Here is a 23744-nt window from a genome sequence, read left to right as displayed (position 1 = left end):
ATGTTTTATAGTCAGATACTCATCGCTTTTATTTTTCTAATAAATATCTAGGTGCCGTCACACGGTAGTCTCGCAAAAAAGATAAGGATATCTTATGCACCACGTTCAACAGCTCATCAATGGTCAGTTCGTACAATCAAACACCGACGAATGGATTGATATCACTGATCCTGCGACGCAAGAAGTCATTGCCAAAGTGCCACAAACTACTAATGATGAGATTAACCAAGCTGTCGCAGCCGCACAGACTGCGTTTGAGACATGGCGCAAAACGCCAATCACCACGCGTGCGCGTATCTTTTTAAAGTATCAATCTCTTATTCGCGATCACATGGATGAGTTGGCAGAAATCTTGACCGCAGAGCAAGGCAAGACGATTGCTGATGCACGCGGTGATGTGTTTCGTGGTTTAGAAGTGGTCGAGCATGCCGCTGGTATCGCCAATCTACAAATCGGTGACTTTGTAGAAAATGTTGCGTCAGGTGTCGATACTTATAGCATTTGGCAGCCACTCGGCGTTTGTGCTGGTATTACGCCATTTAATTTCCCAGCGATGATTCCGCTATGGATGTTCCCAATGGCGATTGCTACGGGTAATACATTCATCCTAAAACCGTCTGAACAAGATCCAATGGTGACTATGCGTTTGGTAGAGCTAGCGATTGAAGCGGGCGTACCAGAAGGCGTTCTCAACGTCGTACATGGTGGCAAAGCAACCGTCGATGCTATCTGTGACCATCCAGATATCAAAGCCGTCTCTTTTGTGGGCTCTACTCATGTAGGCAAACATGTCTATGAGCGTGCCAGCCAATCAGGTAAACGTGCACAGTGCATGATGGGCGCAAAAAACCATGGCGTTATCCTGCCTGATGCTAACAAAGAACAAACGCTCAATCAGTTAGCAGGCGCAGCATTTGGTGCAGCTGGTCAACGCTGTATGGCGCTATCGGTCGTCGTACTAGTAGGCGCAGCTGGTGAGTGGATTGATGAGATTAAAGCAAAAGCAGAAAGCTTAGTCGTCTCAGCTGGCAAAAATGACAAGGATTTGGGACCACTGATTTCGCCTGCTGCGAAGGCCCGTGTCGAGCATTTGATTGGAACTGGGGTGGAAGAAGGCGCGAGCTTGATTTTAGATGGTCGTGGCATTACCGTTGAAGGGTTTGAGAAAGGCAACTTCGTTGGCCCAACTATCTTTGATAATGTCACAAGTGATATGCAAATTTATAAAGAAGAAATCTTTGGTCCTGTACTGTGTATCATGCGTGCTGCGAGCTTAGATGAAGCGATTGCACTACTGAATGCCAATCCATATGGCAATGGCACCGCGATATTTACCCAGTCAGGCGCAGCCGCACATAAGTTCCAGCAAGACATTCAAGTCGGTCAAATCGGTATTAACTTGCCAATCCCTGTGCCACTTCCAATGTTCTCGTTCTCAGGTTCACGGGGCAGCAAGCTTGGTGACCTAGGGCCTTATGGCAAGCAAGCCGTACAGTTCTATACTCAGACAAAGACCGTCACTGCACGTTGGTTTGATGATGAAGCGAGCCGCGGTGTCAATACAACGATTTCAATTTAGTCGTCAGCTCACTGTATTTTTGGTATAACGTTTTGTATTTACGGTATGACGATAATGCGACTTGCGGTACTATTAAACGCAATTTTATTATCGTCATCCCGCTATCATGTCGCGCTAATGTCTTATAAAATCTCTGACCAACATTTTTACTAGCGCTTTTATTAACGTTTATCTGAGATTTAAGCCCTCTATTTGATCTATAAGAACAAGGATGACCCTATGGATTTTTCATTGACCGATGACCAAGTCGCCTTTCGCCAAACGGCTCGTCAGTTTGCACAAAAAGAGCTAAAGCCAAACGCTGCCGAATGGGATCGCAACTCGCACTTCCCAATAGATGTTATTAAAAAATCTGGTGAGCTTGGCTTTTTGGGACTGTACACCAATCCAGAATATGACGGCTTGGGCTTACCAAGACTCGATTCAGCGATGGTATTCGAAGAGCTTGCATGGGGCGATACGGCTGTGGCAGCGTATATGAGTATTCATAACATGGCTGCATGGATGATTGGTGAATATGGTAGCGATACGCTATGCAGAAAATATCTACCCAATATGGTCAGCGGTGAGTGGCTTGGCAGCTACTGCTTAACAGAACCAAATGCAGGGTCTGATGCAGCCTCCTTACGTACCAAAGCGGATAAGCAAGGCGATCATTACGTACTAAACGGTGAAAAAACCTTTATTTCTGGCGCAGGCTCAACCGATGTATTGGTAGCAATGGCACGTACTGGTGGCGCTGGGCCCAAAGGCGTGTCAGCGTTCGTTGTAGACGCCAATAGTGCTGGTATCGAATATGGCAAAAACGAGCACAAAATGGGCTGGAAAGCACAGCCAACACGCACGATTAGCTTTAAAGATGTAAAAGTGCCAGTAGAGAACCTGATAGGTGAAGAAGGTCAGGGCTTTCGTATCGCGATGAAAGGACTAGATGGTGGTCGTATTAATATCGGTATTTGTGCGGTAGGGACGGCACAAGCGGCGTTAGAGACGGCAACCAGTTACGTACAAGAGCGTAGCCAGTTTGGTAGTCCGATTGCTAGCTTACAATCGGTACAGTTTAAACTTGCTGATATGTTGACTCAGACCATTGCCGCACGCCAAATGCTGTATCTAGCAGCTGATAAAGTCGACAACAATGATGGACAAGCGTCTACCTACTGCGCAATGGCAAAACGTCTGTCTACAGATCTTTGTTTCGATGTTGCCAATGAAGCCCTACAGTTGCACGGCGGCTATGGTTATCTAAATGAGTATCCACTTGAGCGCCACATACGAGACTTGCGTGTGCATCAAATCTTAGAAGGCACCAATGAGATCATGCGAGTGATTATTTCACGTCAAGTCTTGCAAGATGAAGGGTTAAGTCAGCTCCGCTAATTTATCTTGATTTACTGAAACAAGGATGTTTTATGACAGATTATACCAATCTAAAGCTATCAATTGATGGCCATACCGCAACATTGACGTTGAATAACCCACCGGCACATACGTGGACGATGGACAGCCTACATGCACTTAAGCAGCTCGTTACAGATCTCAATGCCAACGACGATATCTACGCATTGATTGTGCATGGAGATGGCGAAAAATTCTTCTCAGCTGGTGCAGATTTAAACAACTTCTCAGATGGTGATAAAGGCCGCGCAATAAGCATGGCGATTGCATTTGGCGAAGCGTTTGAGGCCCTGTCTGCCTATCGCGGTGTCAGTATTGCCGTCATCAACGGCTATGCGATGGGCGGCGGATTGGAGTGTGCGCTCGCCTGTGATATCCGTATTGCAGAAGCGCACGCTCAGATGGCACTGCCAGAGACAGGTGTGGGGTTACTGCCCTGTGCAGGTGGTACCCAAAACCTACCTTGGCTAGTCGGTGAAGGGTGGGCAAAGCGTATGATACTGTGCGGTGAACGCGTTGATGCAGAGACTGCATTACGTATTGGCTTGGTTGAGGAGGTCACGGCAAAAGGCTCGGGATTACAAGCCGCTCAAGATTTGGCAAAGAAAGTAGCGAAACAATCACCCGTTGCCATCAGTTATTCCAAGAAACTTATTCAAGCGGCTAGAGATACACCGCCTGCGCAAAATCTTATCCATGAGCGTGAAGCTTTCGTGAAATTGTTTGACACGATGGATCAGCGCGAAGGGGTACAAGCCTTTTTAGATAAGCGTAAACCCAATTGGCAAAACAAATAAGCAGCGGTCAAAATGCTTTAGCCATCTTTATTATTTAATTTTGTAGGTCACTTTTATGACAGCAGCGACAAACGATACTAACCCCCAAGCATCAGTACATAAGGCAGCCCAAGAAGCGTCTGTATTATTTAATACTGAACCGACGGATTGCGGACACTTGATTGGGGTTATGACACTTAACACACCCAAATCGCTTAATGCGCTTAGCGTCGATATGTGCCAATTGCTCTCAGCGCAGCTAGAGCAGTGGCAAGCCGATGATCAAGTGGTGGCAATGGTATTAAAAGGTGCGGGCGATAAAGCGTTCTGTGCGGGCGGTGATATTCGTAAGCTCTATGACAGCATGTCTACCAGTGCACCAATGCCAAACCCGTATGCCACTGAGTTTTTCAGTCACGAGTACCGTCTCTATCGTCAAATGCACTTTTATTCGAAACCACTGATACTTTGGGGTGATGGCATCATCATGGGCGGCGGTATGGGACTAATGGCAGGATGCAGTCATCGTCTGGTCACTGAGCGCACACGTTTCGCCATGCCTGAGGTCACCATTGGACTGTTCCCTGATGCTTCTGGCAGTTGGTTTTTGCAGCGTATGCCTGCTAAGACGGGTTTGTTTTTAGGTTTAACTGGCGCGATTTGCAATGGCAGTGACGCGCTATTGGCCAATCTCGCAGAGTATGCTGTTGCCAGCCATGACTATGATGCCGTTATCCAATGTCTCAAACAGAGCAACTGGCAAACGGTAGATAGCGTTAGTAGTTCAGATAAATACCATAACAATAGTGCGCATAGTATTGTGAGCCGTGCGCTTGCTGAGTTGCCAGTAGCCGAACTGCCAGATAGTAAGCTTGCAACATACTGGCAGACTATTCAGCAACTGATGAATAGTGGCGGTCTGGCTGATATCGATGCATTGCTACAAAGCGATGAAGCACTCATGCAGCTAAACCAAGACTTTGCAGAAGACAGTTGGACTCAGCGCGCAGTTGCAACCTATCGGCATGGCTGCCCAGTCACGGCTGCATTAACCTATGCGTTATATCACAAAGTCGCTGACCTATCGATCGAACAAGTACTGTATTTAGAGACCAATGTCGCAGTGCACTGTGCAGCCAACCCTGATTTTAAAGAAGGCGTACGGGCATTATTAATTGATAAAGATAGAAATCCCAAATGGTCACGTTCATTAGCAGACTGTTTAAGTGTAGAAGGGCGGGCGTATATCGATGAACATTTCGTCAATCCTTATCCAAAAGGTGAGCATCCTTTGGGCGATTGGCTGGGTAACGATGCCTTGGGTAGTCAGTATGTCGGATAATTGCCTAAAAGGGATCTATAACGTAAGACTATCAGCGATTTCATAAAGTTTTAAAGAAAGATGTTAAGACATAAGATAGCAGCATTCATTAATAAGCAATACTCACTAATAAATACTGTTAAGTAGTATGTAGCTATTGCTACATCATAAATCATCAAGGAGTGATGAGATGGGTACAAAGGATATAAGTACGATGGATAATAATAACTCTAAACCAAATATCGCCTTTATTGGGCTTGGTAATATGGGTGCGCCAATGGCAGAGAACTTATTAAAGGCAGGTTATGCGCTATCTGTCTTTGATTTGTCTGAAGCTGCAACCCAGCGCCTAGCACAAGTAGGGGCTAGTGTCGCAAAAAGTCCTAAAGATGCTGCCAGTAATGCTCAAGTTGTAATTAGTATGTTACCTGCAGGCCAGCACGTGCATTCGGTGTACTTGGGTGATAGCGGATCTAATGGTCTGTTAGCAGAGTTGCCAAAAGGTACGCTTGTGATTGACAGTAGTACGATTGCAGCGGCTGATGCAAGGACAGTAGCAGAGGCGGCAAGTAAGCTTGGGATAGACTTCCTGGATGCACCAGTCTCTGGTGGTACCGGCGGGGCAGTTGCTGGTAGTTTGACCTTTATCGTCGGCGGCGATGATGCCGCTTTTGCTAAGGCTGAGCCAATACTTGCCGTAATGGGGAAAAATATCTTTCATGCTGGCGAGCACGGCGCAGGACAAGTGGCTAAAATCTGTAATAATATGCTGCTAGGTATTCTGATGGCAGGCACGGCAGAAGCGATTAATCTAGGCGTCAAGAATGGTTTAGACCCCAAGGTGTTATCAGACATCATGCTACAGAGCTCAGGGCGTAACTGGACATTAGAAGTTTATAACCCTTATCCAAAAGTCATGGAAAACGTGCCTTCTAGCAACGGCTATCAAGGCGGCTTTATGAGCAAGTTGATGCAAAAAGATCTGAACCTTGCGATGCAGACTGCTCAAGACACTGAAGTAGAAACGCCAATGGGTGCCAAAGCAACAGAGTTATATGCCTCACATACTGTAGAGAATGGTGATAAAGATTTTTCTAGTATTATCGGACGTCATGACGTCTCATTATTGTCTCAAACATGACTCTCTTGACTGCTTCTCTTTTGAATGTAACCTTCTTAGACATATCAATTTTTAGGAATACCAATTCTTAAAGATACTAATATTAAGAATTTTTCGTATCATTAGTAGGTGGCATTAATTAAGAGAATGCATTTGCTAAAAAGAAAAAGGTCTACGCTAAAATCATAGCGTAGACCTTTTTTGATGGCTAATAGATAGTATTAGCTTTGCAGATCGTAGACGAGCGTCTGAACGTCTTGTGCGGCTTTTTGTAGGCGTGGTACATGAGTCAGCAGATCGTCAAGTGATACCCGTATGGTTGGTGCATGCAGATAGAGAGAAGCCAGATAGCGTGACTTTTTGTCCAGTATAGGTACAGCCACTGCGACCATCTCAGAGATAAACTCCTCGTTATCGATGCCGATACCAGTATCAGCGATACGATCAAGCTCGGCATTTAATGCATCGATATCAGTAATGGTATTCTTAGTGAACTTATCTAGTGGTAACCCTTGTAATATTTTCATACGGCTAGTCGTAGATAATTGGCTTAGATAGAGCTTGCCAGTCGCTGTACACCACATAGGTGACTTTGCCCCGACAGGAAGATAAATCTGTAGTGGCAAGGTCGTCTGAGCACGGTTGGTATAGATCATATCCATATGATAGGGAATGCCAATACCGCAAGTTTCTTTAAGCTCATCAACCAGTTTTTGCAAAATCATCTGACGCTCGTTAAAGAACAGTCGTTGTTGCCATAGCTCAACGCTCAAATTGCGTACGCGCTTACCAGGGATAATACTGCCACCAATATCAACAGTCAAAAAACCATCATCAACTAAGTTTTGAATCAATCTATGAATGGTCGGTTTAGGAATATCTAGTTCTTGTGAAAGCTCGAGTGGAGAAAGCGGTTTTGAAGCATAAGACACTGCTTCGATGATTTCTAGGACACGGGTAATCGAAGATACTTTAGGCATATATATGACTCAGTAGGAGTAAAGAAATAGAGCAAACAGCGTCACAAGGTTTTCATAAATAAGACAAATAGTGACAATGCTGACGTTCTATAACAAATCTATTATAACAACTAATTTAGCATAATATTCGCTTGAGGCAAGCGTTAGTCGCGTTATATGAGATCATTTATATCGTTTTATTTGTTGGTGTAGATTTTCTTATATAAGTAACAATAGATACGTCAACTCACAAGCCACACTATTTGGTAAGGTTAAGCCATATAACTGTCATTGAGTCGGACGATATTTTAGATAATTATGTGGACATGTTTTGCAATACCCTTACATAAACATTAAGCAAGATAAGTCTCATGTTTACGCTGTTTGGTTACTTTAAGGACGTTATGTAACATAAAGGCGAATTTTTGCAGATTGGTGTAGCAATTATTACAGTACCTATGCAATCTTTACATAATGGCAAATAAAAACAGCATCAGTAGGGGTGACTTTTTAAGTCAGAATTGTTTTAATCACCTCAACAAAATGATGGTTTAACAAAAGCACAATCATCGTTTTTTATGGGCGGGTTTATTTCACACTTTAGGAGAATAATTATGAAATTGATTAAATTGACGGCAATCTCTGCTGCTGTTCTAGCATCAACTGCTGCATTAGCTGCTGAGCCAGTTATCGTTGTTGATAATAACGCTGCAGTTGCATATGAAGCTGAGCCAGTTGCTGTAGCCTATGAAGCAGAACCTGCTGCTTATGCATACAATGCTGACGCTGGTGTAGTACGCAACACTACTGGTGCGGTACTTGGTAGCACTAAAACTTTGTTCCAAACAGCTATCAACCCAGCATCTGTTAGTGCTGAAGTTGGTACTCTAGGTTATGGTGCTAACATCGGTTGGTCACTAAATGAGAAAACTGAATTGCAAGCTGGTTGGGCAGGTGGCGATGTAGCTGACCTTTTCGGCGGTGATTTTGACGCAAATGACATCAATTATGATGTTGATAGTGATTTTAGCAATCCTTACTTAGGTGTGCAATTGCGTCCTACTGGTAACTGGTTCACGATGGGTGCTGGTATCATCGTTCCTGACAACGATATTGATGTGCGTGCAAATCCTGAGGGTAGTGGTGACGACGCGTATTACAGTGTTAATGGTGAAGAGTATCTATTAAGTGACGTAGGTGCTTTAGAAGGGACTATTGAACATCGTAACAAGTTAGCACCTTACCTAACAGTTGGTTTCCGTCCTAATATTACTAACAATTTTGGTTTGTTTGGTGAAGTTGGCGCAGCATATATGGGTAAAACCACTGCAACAATTAATCGCGTAGCTGGTAATACTAATCCAGATGCAGAACTTGTAGCTGACCAAGCTGAGAAAGATTTAGAAGATAAAGATTGGTTAGAGTGGTTCCCAATTGTTAAACTTGGTGCAACTTACCGTTTCTAATCTAATCACAGTTTAAAGACTGTTATTAGTAGAAAATAAAAAAACGATCCTTTTTAGGGTCGTTTTTTTATGCTTAAAATAAAGTATTAAAAGATATTCTAAAAATCAGGTTTGAACTTTACTCAGAAAACTCTGCTCAAAAAACAATGACAGTTTGCTGAGATTGTAACGTGGCAATGCGGTAAACAGATTGGTAATCCGTATCCTTACTATCATTGAGTACAGAAGGAGAGTTAGTATTATTATCACTCTCGATTAAGCTAAGAATAAGGTGGGAGTAATCCATACCCAGACCTTGAGCTAATGTATATTGGTTGACTTTGATAAAGCTTTCTTTTATTTGCCATAACAGTTTGGCAGCGCGTTCTCGCTGATCTGTAGATAGCTCTTGTAAAATAGCCAACTCGCTCTTTGAATAGAAACGTTTGACTACATGCCATGCAATGTTATTGGCCTCTATATCGATACCAGCAGGGCGCTGACGACTGATAACAACCGCTATTTTGCTGTGTAAACGTGTACAATTTGTCTGATTCGATTTTGTGGTTTGCTTTGAACTACCAGCTCCTGTATGGCTAAAGCATACGTAATGCTGACTATTAACGAGTCGATAGGGAAAGCTTGACTCATCCAAGGTGTCATCTATTTCTAACTTATTGAGCAGCTCTTGCAATAGTTGCCTGACGCCTTGCCGCTGCTGCTGACGCTGTTTACGTGCTAGAGCAGGCACTAAGTGTCTAGGTGCTGCTGTCGCCACCTGATAGTGCCAATTTAGGCTGTTGAACTTGATGATGTCTTTACACGACGTATTACATGATGACAACCATAATGACTTTTTCCACAAGCTCTCAGTGACTGAATGACTGATTGACTCGCTCACTTGGGCCGTCACACACCATGTCTTGGTGTCGAGTTGAGTGTACTGTATCTGGGTAAGGTTGGAAGTCGGCATATATTACTAGTCATCAAAAACGATTGTTATAGAATTGAGTGTATAAAAATGTATAAATTTGAACGCTATGTATTTGATACGTAGATAGTTATATCTCAACAGCTATATCTAAATACTCTATTTTTAATTATCTGGTCAAAAATATCAAAAGCCCAGCAATATACTATTGCTGGGCTTTCATTAAACTATCAAACGCTATAAATAACGCTAAATCACAATTTAGTAAGACAGCTCAGCACGGCGGTTTTGTGCATACGCGTCTTCAGTGTTGCCAGCTGCTGCAGGGCGCTCTTCACCATAGCTAATGACACGAATGTTGTTTGCAGTCACACCTTGAGCAGCAAGGTAGTTACGTGCAGCTTGTGCGCGTCGCTCACCTAGTGCCATGTTATATTCACGGCTACCGCGCTCATCAGTGTGACCTGCGATAACGACAGTCGCTGCTGGGTTTGAATTTAGCAGGCTTACGTGTTGGTTAAGGACGCTCGCTGATTGAGCAGTAATTTCGCTGCTATCAAAGGCAAAGTAGACCACTGCTTGGATATTCTCAGCGCCAGTGATGACAGCGTTTGAATTATCAACGATAACCGCACCATTGTAGCCAACTTGTCCACCTGGAATACCTAGCGGGGCAACGACAACTTCTGAGGTAGAACGCTTGGTAGCACAACCAGTGGTCAGTGTAACAGCGCTTGATAGTACAGCAAGAACAGCGATCTTAGAAAAACTGATTGACATGACGAGCTCCTAAAATTTTAATTAAATTTGTTTTTTTAAACTGCTTCCGATAAAACTTAGGCAATCTCTATCTATAATATACTAAATGTTAATTTATGTAAGTATTTTTACTGTAAATTACGATAGATAAAATTAAGTGTATTACCAGCGGTGCTTGCCCCAGTTTTCAGGGTTAGCCCAGTAATCAGCATTGAGCCAATTCGGTAGTTGTTTATAGTCATATAGATTAAATTGCCAAAGCGTCGCAGTAACGGTTGACGAGGTAATAGATTGAATATCGTCAATATTTAGAGAGGGCTCACTTAATATATCAAATGGCGTAAAGCCATAAGGTTTTAAGTCTACAGAGCTATCTAATGCAATAAGTAAATGCGCGGCATACAGGTCACGGTAACGCATGAGTAGCGGCACATAGTGTTGAGTCAGCTCTTCTGACAAGGTGGGCAGCCAAAAGCAAGCAAGCTCATAACGATCAGGTACATGCTGTTTAGCAAGATCTGATAACGTTGATAAATGGCGTGCGTTCAGCTTCGCTTCAGTGTTCTCATTAATAGATGTAGTATCGTCAAGTTGTGCTTGTAGTGCTAATAAATCCGCATGGTTATGTGTTACCCATAATGCTTCATTATTATCTTTGTTATGCTCAGGTGATAGTTCTGTCTGAGTCGTCAATGAGGGTAGTAGCGCGTCAACATACTCTATAAGCAAAGGTAGGGTAATGTCTGCGCGTTTCACCGTATTTTTTGTCATATAATAGGCCGTTAGTTAAATGGTTGGTCATCAGTACGACTATTAAATCATTTTCAACGACATTATCCAATTGATAACGTATGTTTCATATTTAAATTATCTTGAACCGACGATATCTTATTCTACATACTTGAAATTTGGCGATTTAGGTCAATCTAGCTATAAGCTTAAAGAGAAAGTAAAATTAGCTTAATCATTGCAAATTTTTGTGTATATGCTTAGCTTATTAAGCGCTTAGCTGATTAGTTAGCCTATAGATAAAGTCTTTATTTACACTATTGCCTTTTGCAAATAGCGAAATGATACTACTCATTATTATATTGCTCATTACTATATTACTTATCCCCAGTAAAACTACCTTATAACCAAATCAACGATAATAATAGGACACCATATGTCTACTGCTGAAACTGATGCACAAATCATCAATCCTGAAATGCCAGATGTGCCGCCCCACGCGCCAAGCAAGATTAATCTAAAAGACTATACCAAACCAAGTTTTGATGTCGATACGGTACATTTAGATATTAAGCTGTTTGAAGATTATGCGCAGGTAGACAGTACGCTTGAGATGGTACGTCAAACGGCAGGGGATATTGTCTTATTTGGTGAGTCGTTAGAGTTGCTAACGATTACGATGAACGGTAAGGCACTAACCACTGAGGATTATCAGCAGGAAACAGGTAAGCTGACGATTTATAATGCCCCTGAGCGAGCTACTTTAGATATTCAAGTACGCATCTGCCCACAGACCAACACTGCGCTTGAAGGTTTATATATGGCCGGTAGTGGTGACGATACGATGTTTGTGACTCAGTGTGAGCCAGAAGGTTTTCGTAAGATAACTTTCTATCCAGACCGCCCTGATGTACTAGCAATATTTACCACGCGACTTGAGGCAGATAAGCGCTATCCGACATTATTGGCCAATGGTAACTTAGTCGAAGCAGCTGAAGTGGCCAATGCGCCAGACCGTCATTATGCCATCTGGCACGATCCAACCAATAAGCCAAGCTATCTATTTGCCTGTGTGGTTGCCGATTTAGATGTATTGACAGATTCTTATACGACCAGCGAAGGTCGAGAAGTGTTGCTTGAGTTGTATGCCAAGTCTGCTGATATCGATAAATGCGATGTCGGTATGCAAGCCCTAAAAGATGCGATGAAGTGGGATGAGGTCAATTATGGACGAGCCTACGATCTAGATCGTTACATGATTGTGGCGGTCAGCCAGTTTAATATGGGGGCGATGGAAAATAAGGGCTTGAATATTTTTAATACTGCTTGTGTGTTATCTAGCCCTGAAACGACCACTGATGCGCGTAGTTTTAGCGTAAAAGCCATTATCGCTCATGAGTATTTTCATAACTGGACAGGTAACCGTATTACTTGCCGTGACTGGTTTCAGCTGTGCTTGAAAGAAGGTTTTACCGTTTACCGTGATCAGTCATTTTCAGCAGACCAACAGTCAAGTGCGGTACAACGTATTGATGACGTGGCGACCTTGCGTGCCCATCAATTCAGCGAAGATGCAGGCCCATTAGCACATCCAGTACGTCCAGAAAGTTTTGTTGAGATTAATAATTTTTATACGACGACTGTCTATGAGAAAGGCGCTGAAATTGTGCGTATGATTGCCAATACGTTAGGGGCAGATGATTTCCGAAAAGGAACAGATGAGTACTTCCGTCGTTATGATGGACAAGCAGTAACGGTTGAGGACTTCTTGTCAGCGCTGAGTATCACTGATGACAAAATCGAGAATTTTATCGATTGGTATCGTCAACCTGGTACACCAGTAGTATCTGGCTCTCAAACTTACGATAACACCGCACAGACGCTAACCATCACTTTGAATCAGCAGACACGCCATGTTAAAGGCTTTGATGCACCAAAACCATTGCCGATCCCTGTAGCAACGGCATTGTTTGATAAAGACTCAGGCGCTATCGTCGCTGAGCGTATGTTATTGCTTGACGAGGCGACGCAAACGTTTGTCTTCGAAAACGTTGCGAGCGAGCCTGTCATATCATTACTGCGTGATTTTAGTGCGCCAGTACAGCTTAATTATGACTACCAAGATGCAGACTTAGCGTTCTTGCTTAAGCATGAAACCAATGGGTTTAACCGCTGGCAGGTTACTCAAATGCTAGTAAATCGTATTTTGCTGCAAGGACAAGGTGCGAAGAGCAGCCCTGATATATATTTGGAAGCATTGGCGCAGACGCTGCCTGTCTTAGCGGCTGATGATGCGATGCTAGCGGCACGGTTACTTGATATTCCATCAGCGCAAGAGTTGGCTTCTGCTATTTCTAAAGACTACGATCCAGTGCTGGTTAAAGAGCAGCGCGATGGGCTATATAAGCAAGTAGCTGGTAAGTTAAAAGACCAATGGGCTGAGCTGTACAATAACCTGCCAATGCAGGCTTATGAGGATAGCGCTGAAGCTCGAGGCATTCGTGCGCTGCGTAATGTCGTGCTTGACATGGCGTTGACTGCCAATGTAGATGATGCAGCAGACTGGGCGCAGCAGCAGTATGATAATGCGAGCTGTATGACTGAGCGCTTTGGTGCATTGAAGGCCATGGTCAATCATCAATTGGTAGATGCGGATAAGTACTTAGCGGACTTCTATGAGCGTTTCCAAGCAAATGATTTGGTTATCGATCTGTGGTTCAGTGTACAAGCTGCCGCTGACGATGTAACGCCTGATATGGTCAAGTCGCTACTGACGCACACAGACTTTGATTGGAATACGCCTAACCGTGTCCGTTCGGTTATCAGCGCTTTTAGTTCGCAACCGACGGTACTTTGGACGGCAGAAGGTCTAGAGATGTATACAGGTGTGATTCAGAAATTAGATGATGCCAACCCTGTACTGGCATCGCGCTTATTGCAAGTACTAGCCCGCTGGAATACGTTGGCTGAGCCGCGCCGTCAAATGGCGCACGAGCAGCTGGTAGATTTACAAAAGAATGTCTCATCTAAGCATGTGCTCGAAAGCTTAGAGAGCGTGCTAGATGCTGCAAATAGTTAATTGAGAGCAGGGTTAGCTCTGACCAATTAATGAAACACGTATCGTTGATGGTCATTGCTAATCAAGTTTTAGAATACAGTATTTCTTATAAAACGTTCAGAAATAAAAAGCCCCTTTCACATCAGTGCGAAAGGGGCTTTTTATTGTTTGCTCGACGATAATTTATCGCGGATAGCTATTAGCGATTTGGTAGTACATCTTTTACCATATCACGTAAGTCACGTAATGCTGTGACGGTGCTATCCCAATCTAGGCAGCCATCAGTGATAGATTTGCCATACTCAAGCTGACTTAAATCAGCAGTTAGTTTTTGGTTGCCGCCTTTTAAATGGCTCTCAATCATCATGCCGATAATTGATTTATTACCATTTTGAATTTGTTCAGCAACGTTTTTTATAACCATCGGTTGTAGGTAAGGGTCTTTACCTGAATTAGCATGGCTTGAATCAATCATAATCTTGCTATTGGTTTTGCCTTTTGCTAGCTCATTTTCAACTTGAGCTACCGCAGTTTCATCATAGTTAGGTTTACCGTTACCACCGCGAAGTACCACGTGTGCGTAAGGATTACCTTTAGATTTGATGATAGAGACTTTACCATCTGATGATAGACCTAAGAAGCTATGACCTTCTTTAACCGCTTGCATAGCATTTACAGCAACCGTCATACCACCATCAGTACCGTTCTTAAAGCCAACTGGGCATGATAAACCGGAGCTCATTTCGCGATGCGTTTGGCTTTCAGTGGTACGTGCACCAATGGCTGACCAGCTGATTAGATCCTGGATGTACTGCGGTGTATTTGGATCAAGTGCTTCAGTCGCGCAAGGTAGACCCTTTTCATTCAAATCAAGTAGCAATTTACGAGCCGTGCGCAAGCCTTTTTCTATATCAAAACTGTCATTCATGTCAGGGTCGTTGATCATGCCTTTCCAGCCAACCGTGGTACGAGGTTTTTCAAAATAAACACGCATGACCACAAATACACTGTCTTCGATTTCTTTTGCCAATACGGCCAAACGATCGGCATATTCGTGAGCGGCTTTGATATCGTGAATAGAGCAAGGGCCAATGACCACAAACAAACGCTTGTCTTTACCATCCAAGATATCTTGAATAGTATTACGACCTTTTAGTACGGTGTTATACGCGTCGTCTGACAGAGGCAGCTCGGCTTTTAGCTCGGCGGGAGTAATCAAAGGAATAAATTTTTCAATATTCACGTCGTCAATATCTGCATTATGGGTAACTGATGTTGTCATGGTTATATATCGTCTAGCTGATTTATAGGAACATTCATTATGCGGACAAAAGTGTTGGTTGACAAGGGTAGTCGAGCAGTTAATTGACTGATAACTGGAATGAGAAAACTAAAACTTAGTTATACTTATAGAGACTTAGCATGATATTTGACGTTCTAAATGCACGTTTAGCATTTGGTTTTTCTATCTATTAATAAGAGTTGGTTGAGTTTTTGGTGCATAACGCTCAGATTTTATGTGTGAATTTCGCTATTTGTATCATCGTCAAGTATGATAGCAACATTAGCGATGGGTGGCCCAAACTGTAGCACTAGAACAGTACGGATGAGTGCTTATATTATTTATAAGGCCATATCGCTGATTTATTACGTTATATTTTATAATAACGGTTTATTTTATTTTGTGTATTTCTAATATCGAGAGCTTGTCATGACAGATTCTGCTACGTCTCATCACCATACTGACCTCATTCATCGAGCCGAGACGGATTCTCAAGTACCAAATATAAATGCTATGCCGCTAGTGATAGGCATCGTCGCAGGTGAGGTATCTGGTGACAGCTTAGGCGCAGATTTTATGCGACAAATGAATAATCTACGTGATGATATTGTCTGGGTAGGCGTAGGCGGTACAAAGATGCAGGCGCAAGGGCTACAGAGTATTTTCCCGTTAGAGCGCTTGGCAGTAATGGGTCTGGTTGAGGTCATGTCGCAGCTACCCGATTTGCTCAAAGCACGTCGCGAGCTATTGAGCGCATTTAAGGCTGCTAATATTGATTGGTTTATCGGTATTGATGCGCCTGATTTTAATTTGCGAGTATCCAAAAAGCTAAAGCCCCAAGGCGTGTTCTGTGTGCAGTACGTCAGTCCTTCTATCTGGGCATGGCGTGAGTCGCGTATCCATAATATTAAAGCGGCGACCAATTTAGTGCTATGCCTATTCCCATTTGAGTTGCCAGTTTATGAGCGACATAACCATCCAGCTATCTGTGTGGGTCATCCATTACTACGAACCATTGATCAGACCTTGATCGATACGCCAATCAACCAACGTCGCAGTGAGCTCGTTTGGGACAATGATGGGTTGCAGCAGTTCTTCATCGAACGCTTCGATGATGTGAGTCAGCTTATTTGTGTGATGCCAGGCTCTAGGCGCGGTGAAATTATGGCCATTTTGCCATTGATGCTTGATGGTATTCAAAAGTTAATCCTGTTAGATCCTAAGCTGTGCTTCATCATTCCAACGGTCGATCAAAACCATCAATATATCGTGCAAGAAGTGATCGACCAACGCTCAGAGCAGCTACGTGCAGCAATTGTGGTGGTCTATGATGATACCCAGCCAGAGTTTAGCCAACATGCCATGGCGGCATCAGATATCGTGATGCTAGCATCTGGGACAGCAACGCTAGAGGCAATGCTGCTTGAACGTCCGATGGTAGTAGTCTATCAATTAAATCAGCTCACTTACCAAATTGCCAAGCGTCTGGTAAAAGTACCATATGTGGCATTGCCTAATATATTGGCTAATGCACCAATCGTACCTGAGCTGATTCAAGAGCAAGCGAGCGGTGACAATATCTGCCGCATGGTAATGCGATTGCTACAACCACGCGCTTATGCCGAGCAATTACATGACTTACTAGTGACAAAGCAATCTCTACAACAGCAAAGTAACCATGAGCCTGCAAATAGCGTGATTGAACAGTGGTTTATCCAAAATACCGATACCGTCAATCCTACTTAAACGAGAAAGACCTTCTAATATTATGCATATTCAACACAGCACAGAAAGCTCAGTTCAAACGATTGATATTAATATTGAGCATATTGATGTTAAAGGACAATATGTTCAGTTAGCAGCGCCCATACGTTTATATGGGCAAATGAATACCGCTGAGTTGATCACTCAATATCTAACTAATGATAACCAAGAGACGGAGCAATCAATACTACAAATCGGCGTTGATGAAGCAGGACGCGGGCCGTTACTAGGCAGCGTCAATGTGGCGGCGGCAATATTACCTGCGACTTGGTCAGGGCTCATTGAAGAACAACCGCTCAAAGACACGCCGTTGTCGATACTGACGGACTCCAAACAACTGAGTGAAAAAAAGCGCGATATCCTTTATCCGTTGGTTCAGCAGCAGGCAATTGGTTATATCATCGCTGATATACCAGCAGCAGTAATCGATCAGGTGAATATCTTGCAGGCAACGATGCTTGGTATGCGCTTATGTACTGAATCATTGCTAGCAGTGATTTTTGAAAGCTTTTCGACTACTGAGAATGATAAAAGCATGTCGCTCAATCAATTTAAAGTCGAAGTACTGTTTGATGGAAATCGTTGTCCTGATTTGAACTATGATAGCTTTAAACGTTTAGAGGTAGCGCCATTTGCAATTGATTGCCAAGCGTGGGTAAAAGGTGATGCACGCCATACTAGTATTGCAGCGGCCAGTATATTGGCAAAAGTAAGCCGTGATGAATCGATGTATACGTTGGATAATCAATATCCGGAATACGGTATTGCCAAACACAAAGGCTATCCGACGCGCGCGCACATGGAAGCAATTGAAAAACATGGTGTCTTACCAACGCATAGACGTAGTTTTGCACCAGTGAGAAAGGCTTTAGAAATACAGTAGCTATAAAAAATTGATGATAAAAAAGTGACTGTATAGCAGATACAGAAGAATCGTACTCTATAAATGATACATTCACCTCAAAAATAGCCTAAGCATAGTGCTAATATATAGGCCTAAAAAGAAACCTGTTACTTGCAATTAGTGAGTAGCAGGTTTTTTTGCAAAAAAAATGAGCAAAAGTTCATAATCTGTAATACAATAGATACTATATTGAAATAAAACACTGTTAAATCAATCACTAACTACCTTGTGGCTGATTTTTATTCTCATTGCTTTTCACAAACAGGTTATTATTTTATAGGATGAGCGATGACTTCTTATACTTCTCAGAAAAATCTTGCGGCAGTGCTATTTTTAACGATATTTCTAAGCGCTTGCGGCGGAGGCGGTGATTCTGATAGCAGTTCTACATCTGCTAATACACCAGACAATTCACAAAGTGATGAAACAGCTCAGCCAACAACGTCGGAACCTATTATTTCTGCGCCGATTATAGCGACACCAACTAGTCAAGGTGACGAGCCAAGCGATGGTACTCCTAACGCTGGTGGTAACGGGTCAGCTGATAACAATGTACAAGCAGCATTAAGTGCGAATAATCAGTTCAGTCTAGCAAGAACCAGCTGTGGTCTAAATGGTCTATCCGTTGATACAGAATTAGACGATATTGCTATTCAGCACGCAAATTATATTAAATATGTATTTGCTAATAGCTCACCAACCAGCTTTAACGCGCATTTTGAAAATGAACTTAGCGATAGTGCTAGTGTGACAGGTGCTAATAACCCTTTTTTCAGGGGATTAGATTTGGCAGATCGATTGATCAATGCAGACTATGGCAACTCGCAATATAGTGTTACTGAAAACATTGCCCAGTCTGTCTATTATAGTTCGGCAGGCAATTTTTTCAGTACAGAAGCCGTGGCAAGCTCTATGGCAAAATCGTTGTTGTCAGCGCCTTATCACCTACGCTCTTTAATGTTACCAACCTCAGGCGTAGTAGGAACAGGAGTGGTTACCTATACGCCTAGTGGTAAAAATGCTGCTAACAATAAAGGCTATGTTTTAGTAAGCAATGCTTCAGGAACAAAAATCACGACAAATAAAACGCTTGAAGGTATTTTTACTTATCCATGTCAAGATGTGACAGAGACAGTCACTGCACTCTATAACGAAACCCCAAATCCAGTCAGCGGCACTGGGCGCAATTTACGTACTGATCCTATCGGACAGCCGGTTTATATCAACATGCCATCTGCTGACAAAGTTAAAGTAAGTAATGTTAAATTTCGAGATATGCAGCGCAATATAGATGTGCCGATTCAATTGCTTGATTCTGACAATGATCCGTACAAAGGTACGAATTATGCGTTACCAACGAATGAAGCATTTATTTTGCCATTAACGGATGCGCTCAAAAGCTGTGAATCAGGTAGTAATAAAGGTGGTAATTGTGGACTTTATGGCAATAGTAAGTATAAGGTCAGCTTTGATATTTTGGTTGACGATAAAACATTAGAGCAGCAGTCATTTACGTTTACTACTGGTAAGGTAAATTACTAATAAATATCTGATACGTTTCAACTCACTATTATAAAAGAAGGTCTGAACCAGTGATATGATTCAGACCTTCTTCTTATGTGATAATTTTCTGTGTAATAACTTTGAGTATCTTTAAGCAGTACTAGGAATCTCGCCTAAAACGATGAATTAGGCTGTTTTAAAAAGTTCTTTTCATCTTCGGTTGAGTCGCGATTTAGTACCTCGTTGCGATGTGGATATCGCCCGAATTGATCAATGATTTGTTTGTGACGATGTTCAAAATCTAATGTATTTGCATCATCTAATTGTTCAAATAGCGGTAGATAACGTTTATGAATCATGACCGACTCAGAGTGCATAAACGGTATAATAATAAATCTACGCCATTGCATCGGTAGCGTATCAAAATAAGGTTGTTGAATGGCTTCTTGGGCGAGTGCTAATGCCATACCGTCTTGCGCAAATGCGCTTGCTTGTCCGCGACATAAATTGCGTGAAAACTGATCTAAGACAATGATTTCTGCCAAGCGTCCTGCCAACGCCGTTATCGAGCTATTACCATCCAATGAAGACTCTGCGATACGCCAACTGACACATTCGCCTTGCTTTGCTGCATGCCAAAGGTCACCAAACTTATCTTGTATTTGCTTATCAAAACGATCGTTTTGTTCAAACCAGTAAGCTTCATTGTTTTTATCAAACCAAAAATCCAACACGGCACGCGCATCAGGATCTAGATAAGTCAAATCTATATTTTTCGGATCCAATTGTGATGAGTGGGATCGACTGGCTGAGGTGGAATAATCGGTTGAGAGTGCCATAAGATATTCTAATTATGATGAATTTAGTCTACTATAGCGCAAATATTTATATCTGTCTGTCAAGATACCAACAGCAGAGTGTCTATTAGGTAATCTATTATGAATACAAAAAATCTAGAGAATTCTATCAACGCGACATTGCCACCAACGCCTTACTATGTGCTTGATGAAGCGGCCATCGTTGCCAATATGAAAATCATTGCTAGGCTATGTGAGCTGTCTGGTGCAAAAGCATTATTGGCACTAAAATGCTTCGCCACATGGGGCGTGTTTGATGTGATGCAGCCTTATCTGCATGGCACGACTTCGTCTTCACTTAATGAAGTGAGATTGGGCTATGAAACCTTTGGTAATAACGATGATGCCAGTAGCAGCGACAAAAAAGAAACACATGCTTATAGCGTCGCTTATAGTGCAGATGAAATCCCTGAAGTACTGAACTATGCAGATAAAATCATCTTTAACTCAATCTCACAGCTCAACGCTTTTAAAGCGCAAGCCGCCGCACAAAATATACCTGTAGGTCTACGACTCAATCCAAAGACCAGCAACTCATCGTTTTTGATCGCTGATCCTGCGCGTCCATTTAGCCGTCTTGGCGAGCACGATAAAGATAAAATCGCAGCGGTACTTGGCGATATCACTGGCGTCATGATTCATAACAATTGTGAAAATGACAGTTTTGAAGCCTTTAGTGAAAGCTTGGCTGATATTGAAGAAAGATTTGGTAATATCTTAGCGCAGCTTGAGTGGGTGAGCTTGGGCGGTGGTATCCACTTTATTGCGCCTGATTATCCATTAGAAAAATTGGCTGCACGTTTGAAAGCGTTTAGCGACACTTATGGCGTGCAAGTGTATCTTGAGCCAGGCGAAGCGAGTATTCACGGCGCAGGTACTTTGGTGACGACGGTGTTAGACACCATGCACAATCAAAAAAATCTAGCAGTCGTCGATGCGTCTATCGAAGCACATATGCTTGATCTACTGATTTATCGTGAGTCAGCACCGATTGCTGCGATCAATAATACTGCTGCTGATATTGCGCCTATTGGCAATCCTGCAGAAGCTGCACCGTCTGAAGCTGATACTGAGTCGGCAGACCATACCATTATTTATGGCCGTTCTTGCTTGGCAGGTGATATCTTTGGTGAGTATGCATTACCGAGTAATCTTCAGATAGGCGATAAGATCGCCTTTGGCAATGCTGCAGGTTATACGATGGTCAAGAAAAACTGGTTCAATGGGGTCAACATGCCAGCGATAGTCATCCGCCGATTAGATGGCAGTATCGATATCCAGCGTGAGTTTGATTATCAAGATTATAAAGCCAGCTTGTCTTAAGTCTTAGCTTTTAAGACTATGCTATTATCGAGTATTTGTATTTTAATTATTAAAAAACAAAGACTTAACCTGTATTAGTAGACATTTTAATATCTCTACTTTTTATACATATTTTTTACCGATAAGGGAATAAAAATTGTTATAATCGCGTCGGGCAAATAATGGAGTATTATTTGCCCGACGGGTGCGTGGGTTTTCCTCGGTCTTCCTTTTTAATTCACGCATATCATTCACTCGTTTCTGTTTTGCATAGCCGCTATCAATGGTATCGACAGGGACACAAAGGAGGATTGTTCATTGAACACAAACCAACAAGCTAAGCCCAACAAAAAAGACGTACTGATCATCGGAGCAGGCGGTGTCGCTCAAGTGGTCGCGCATAAATGTGCGATGCACAATGATGTACTTGGTGAGATTCATATCGCCTCACGTACAAAAGACAAATGCGATGCCATCGCCCAAAGTGTAAAAGAAAAAGACAGCTTTAAGCAGGCTGCCGTCTTGCATACGCATCAAGTCGATGCGATGGACAGCCAAGCACTCGTGCAGCTGATACAAGACACTGGAATACAAATAGTCATCAATGTTGGCTCGGCATTTATCAATATGACCGTACTAGAAGCCTGCATTGAGACAGGTACTGCCTACATAGATACGGCTATTCATGAAGACCCACGTAAGATTTGTGAGACACCGCCGTGGTACAACAACTATGAGTGGCAACGTAAAGAGCGCTGTGCAGACAACAATGTCACTGCCATTTTAGGTGCAGGGTTTGATCCTGGTATGGTCAACGCTTATGCGCGTCTTGGCTATGACATGATGGATGAAGGATCTGTGACGGATATCGATATCATAGATATCAATGCGGGCAGCCATGGCAAATACTTTGCGACCAACTTTGACCCAGAGATTAACTTCCGTGAGTTCACCGGTACGGTTTACTCTTGGCAAGACAGCAAGTGGCAGTCTAATAAAATGTTTGAAGTCAAACGTACGGACGACTTACCAGTTGTAGGTGTACAGAACAGCTATCTAAGCGGTCATGATGAAGTGCATTCATTGTCAGCCAATCTAGATGTACCAAACATTCGCTTTTGGATGGGCTTTGGTGAGCATTACATTAATGTCTTCACTGTCCTACAGAGCTTAGGATTGTTGTCTGAGCAGCCAGTGATGACTGCTGAAGGCCAAGAAGTGGTACCACTAAAAGTCGTTAAAGCGGTACTACCAGACCCAAGCTCACTTGCACCGAACTATACAGGCAAGACGTGCATTGGTGACAAAGTCAAAGGCAAGATCAATGGCGTTGAGACTGAAGTATTTATCTACAATGTCTCAGATCATAAAGATGCTTACAACGAAGTTGGTAGCCAAGGTATCTCTTATACCGCAGGAGTGCCGCCTGTTGCTGCTGCGATACTGGTCGCAACTGGCGAATGGGATGCAGGCAAGATGGTCAATGTCGAAGAGCTAGATGCTAAGCCATTTATCAATCTACTAAATAAGATTGGTCTGCCAACGCGTATCAAAGATAGCGAAGGTGATAGAGCACTTGAGTTTAATATTTAAATAACAAGTTTGATTTACAAAAGCCTGTCTACTAGAGACAGGCTTTTTTTATGTCTAAGTAATGAGAGCTTGCGGTGATATTATGTTCTTGCTACTGTTTACTGTTGTTAGAGCATATTTGAGTAAAACTTGACGTACACTTCTGATAGCGCGCGTATCAACTTTTACTGATAGCTACTTTATCGCACCTTACATTGTTTATATTAAATATACTTATTCACTCAATTAGGAGGTATATAAGTTGATTTCAGAATCTTACTACTGGAAGGAATCCCTTTTAGAATGTGCAAATAATTTAGAAAGATATTCCAAATTAAAAGATATAAAACCAAAAGATCTAGGGCGTGTCATCAATTAGCACAGTTATTTTAGAATAAGCTATAGTAACTCTATATTTAGCAATCTGAGTAAAACCCTCATGACAAGACGCCATGCCCTACGAGATGACCAATGGGCGAGAATTA

18 protein-coding genes are annotated in these 23744 nt (G+C 42.6%); 12 read left to right on the top strand and 6 right to left on the bottom strand.

Translation table 11 applies throughout. The features are described 5' to 3' along the window. Positions 1 to 94: 94 nt before the first annotated feature. The 5 genes from JMX91_RS08585 to mmsB all read left to right on the top strand — a co-directional run bounded on the left by JMX91_RS08585 (position 95) and on the right by mmsB (position 6215). Positions 95 to 1579, top strand: coding sequence for a CoA-acylating methylmalonate-semialdehyde dehydrogenase (locus tag JMX91_RS08585; RefSeq protein ID WP_201548606.1), 1485 nt, complete (start codon positions 95 to 97; stop codon positions 1577 to 1579). A 219-nt stretch (positions 1580 to 1798) separates the two neighbouring features. Beyond that, the gene (locus JMX91_RS08580; RefSeq protein WP_201548604.1) at positions 1799 to 2959 is read left to right on the top strand and encodes an acyl-CoA dehydrogenase family protein; all 1161 of its coding nucleotides are present in this window, start codon (positions 1799 to 1801) and stop codon (positions 2957 to 2959) included. A gap of 32 nt (positions 2960 to 2991) precedes the next feature. Further along, positions 2992 to 3774, top strand: coding sequence for an enoyl-CoA hydratase (locus JMX91_RS08575; RefSeq protein WP_201548602.1), 783 nt, complete (start codon positions 2992 to 2994; stop codon positions 3772 to 3774). Between the two features lie 55 nt (positions 3775 to 3829). After that, positions 3830 to 5095 (top strand): enoyl-CoA hydratase/isomerase family protein, encoded by a 1266-nt coding sequence (locus tag JMX91_RS08570; protein WP_201548600.1) that lies wholly within the window; start codon positions 3830 to 3832, stop codon positions 5093 to 5095. Positions 5096 to 5288: 193 nt separating this feature from the next. Next, a complete protein-coding gene (gene mmsB, locus JMX91_RS08565; protein WP_265089177.1) occupies positions 5289 to 6215 on the top strand; it encodes a 3-hydroxyisobutyrate dehydrogenase in 927 nt (308 codons plus the stop codon). A 200-nt stretch (positions 6216 to 6415) separates the two neighbouring features. Here mmsB and JMX91_RS08560 read toward each other — a convergent pair whose 3' ends face one another. After that, positions 6416 to 7174: an IclR family transcriptional regulator gene (locus JMX91_RS08560; RefSeq protein ID WP_201548597.1), complete on the bottom strand. Its 759-nt coding sequence runs from the start codon at positions 7172 to 7174 to the stop codon at positions 6416 to 6418. Between the two features lie 593 nt (positions 7175 to 7767). On the opposite strand from JMX91_RS08560, the gene JMX91_RS08555 reads away from it, so the two are divergent. After that, positions 7768 to 8619, top strand: coding sequence for a hypothetical protein (locus tag JMX91_RS08555; RefSeq protein WP_201548596.1), 852 nt, complete (start codon positions 7768 to 7770; stop codon positions 8617 to 8619). A gap of 136 nt (positions 8620 to 8755) precedes the next feature. On the opposite strand, the gene JMX91_RS08550 is transcribed toward JMX91_RS08555, so the two are convergent. The 3 genes from JMX91_RS08550 to JMX91_RS08540 form a co-directional block, all read right to left on the bottom strand. Next, on the bottom strand, positions 8756 to 9571 hold the full coding sequence (locus tag JMX91_RS08550) for a 4'-phosphopantetheinyl transferase family protein (RefSeq protein WP_201548595.1): 816 nt from the start codon (positions 9569 to 9571) through the stop codon (positions 8756 to 8758). Between the two features lie 219 nt (positions 9572 to 9790). Beyond that, positions 9791 to 10309, bottom strand: coding sequence for a peptidoglycan-associated lipoprotein Pal (gene pal, locus JMX91_RS08545; protein ID WP_201548594.1), 519 nt, complete (start codon positions 10307 to 10309; stop codon positions 9791 to 9793). Between the two features lie 141 nt (positions 10310 to 10450). Then, complete coding sequence (locus JMX91_RS08540) at positions 10451 to 11059, bottom strand: DUF6231 family protein (protein ID WP_201548593.1); 609 nt, start codon at positions 11057 to 11059, stop codon at positions 10451 to 10453. Between the two features lie 436 nt (positions 11060 to 11495). On the opposite strand from JMX91_RS08540, the gene pepN reads away from it, so the two are divergent. Beyond that, the gene (gene pepN / locus JMX91_RS08535; RefSeq protein WP_265089182.1) at positions 11496 to 14096 is read left to right on the top strand and encodes an aminopeptidase N; all 2601 of its coding nucleotides are present in this window, start codon (positions 11496 to 11498) and stop codon (positions 14094 to 14096) included. Positions 14097 to 14274: 178 nt separating this feature from the next. Here pepN and JMX91_RS08530 read toward each other — a convergent pair whose 3' ends face one another. Continuing rightward, positions 14275 to 15357, bottom strand: a complete 1083-nt coding sequence (locus tag JMX91_RS08530) for a 3-deoxy-7-phosphoheptulonate synthase (RefSeq protein ID WP_102078467.1) — start codon at positions 15355 to 15357, stop codon at positions 14275 to 14277. Between the two features lie 429 nt (positions 15358 to 15786). Between JMX91_RS08530 and lpxB the strand changes: the two genes are divergently transcribed. From lpxB to JMX91_RS08515, 3 genes are all read left to right on the top strand, one after another. Beyond that, the gene (gene lpxB / locus JMX91_RS08525; protein ID WP_201548591.1) at positions 15787 to 17103 is read left to right on the top strand and encodes a lipid-A-disaccharide synthase; all 1317 of its coding nucleotides are present in this window, start codon (positions 15787 to 15789) and stop codon (positions 17101 to 17103) included. Between the two features lie 22 nt (positions 17104 to 17125). After that, the gene (locus JMX91_RS08520; protein ID WP_201548590.1) at positions 17126 to 18004 is read left to right on the top strand and encodes a ribonuclease HII; all 879 of its coding nucleotides are present in this window, start codon (positions 17126 to 17128) and stop codon (positions 18002 to 18004) included. Positions 18005 to 18313: 309 nt separating this feature from the next. Next, complete coding sequence (locus tag JMX91_RS08515) at positions 18314 to 19567, top strand: CAP domain-containing protein (RefSeq protein WP_201548589.1); 1254 nt, start codon at positions 18314 to 18316, stop codon at positions 19565 to 19567. A 134-nt stretch (positions 19568 to 19701) separates the two neighbouring features. Here JMX91_RS08515 and JMX91_RS08510 read toward each other — a convergent pair whose 3' ends face one another. Then, entirely contained in the window at positions 19702 to 20367 is a 666-nt protein-coding gene (locus tag JMX91_RS08510; RefSeq protein WP_201548587.1) for a DUF924 family protein, read from the bottom strand. A 99-nt stretch (positions 20368 to 20466) separates the two neighbouring features. Between JMX91_RS08510 and JMX91_RS08505 the strand changes: the two genes are divergently transcribed. Both JMX91_RS08505 and JMX91_RS08500 read left to right on the top strand, forming a co-directional pair. Then, entirely contained in the window at positions 20467 to 21708 is a 1242-nt protein-coding gene (locus tag JMX91_RS08505) for a carboxynorspermidine decarboxylase (protein ID WP_227679340.1), read from the top strand. Positions 21709 to 22005: 297 nt separating this feature from the next. Then, entirely contained in the window at positions 22006 to 23280 is a 1275-nt protein-coding gene (locus tag JMX91_RS08500; RefSeq protein WP_201548585.1) for a saccharopine dehydrogenase family protein, read from the top strand. Positions 23281 to 23744 lie beyond the last annotated feature (464 nt).

This window comes from Psychrobacter sp. Pi2-1 (assembly GCF_904846645.1).
Taxonomy (GTDB): Bacteria; Pseudomonadota; Gammaproteobacteria; order Pseudomonadales; family Moraxellaceae; genus Psychrobacter.
The sequence above is the reverse complement of the archived record's forward strand: the minus strand, read 5'-3'. Positions and strand labels throughout refer to the sequence as shown.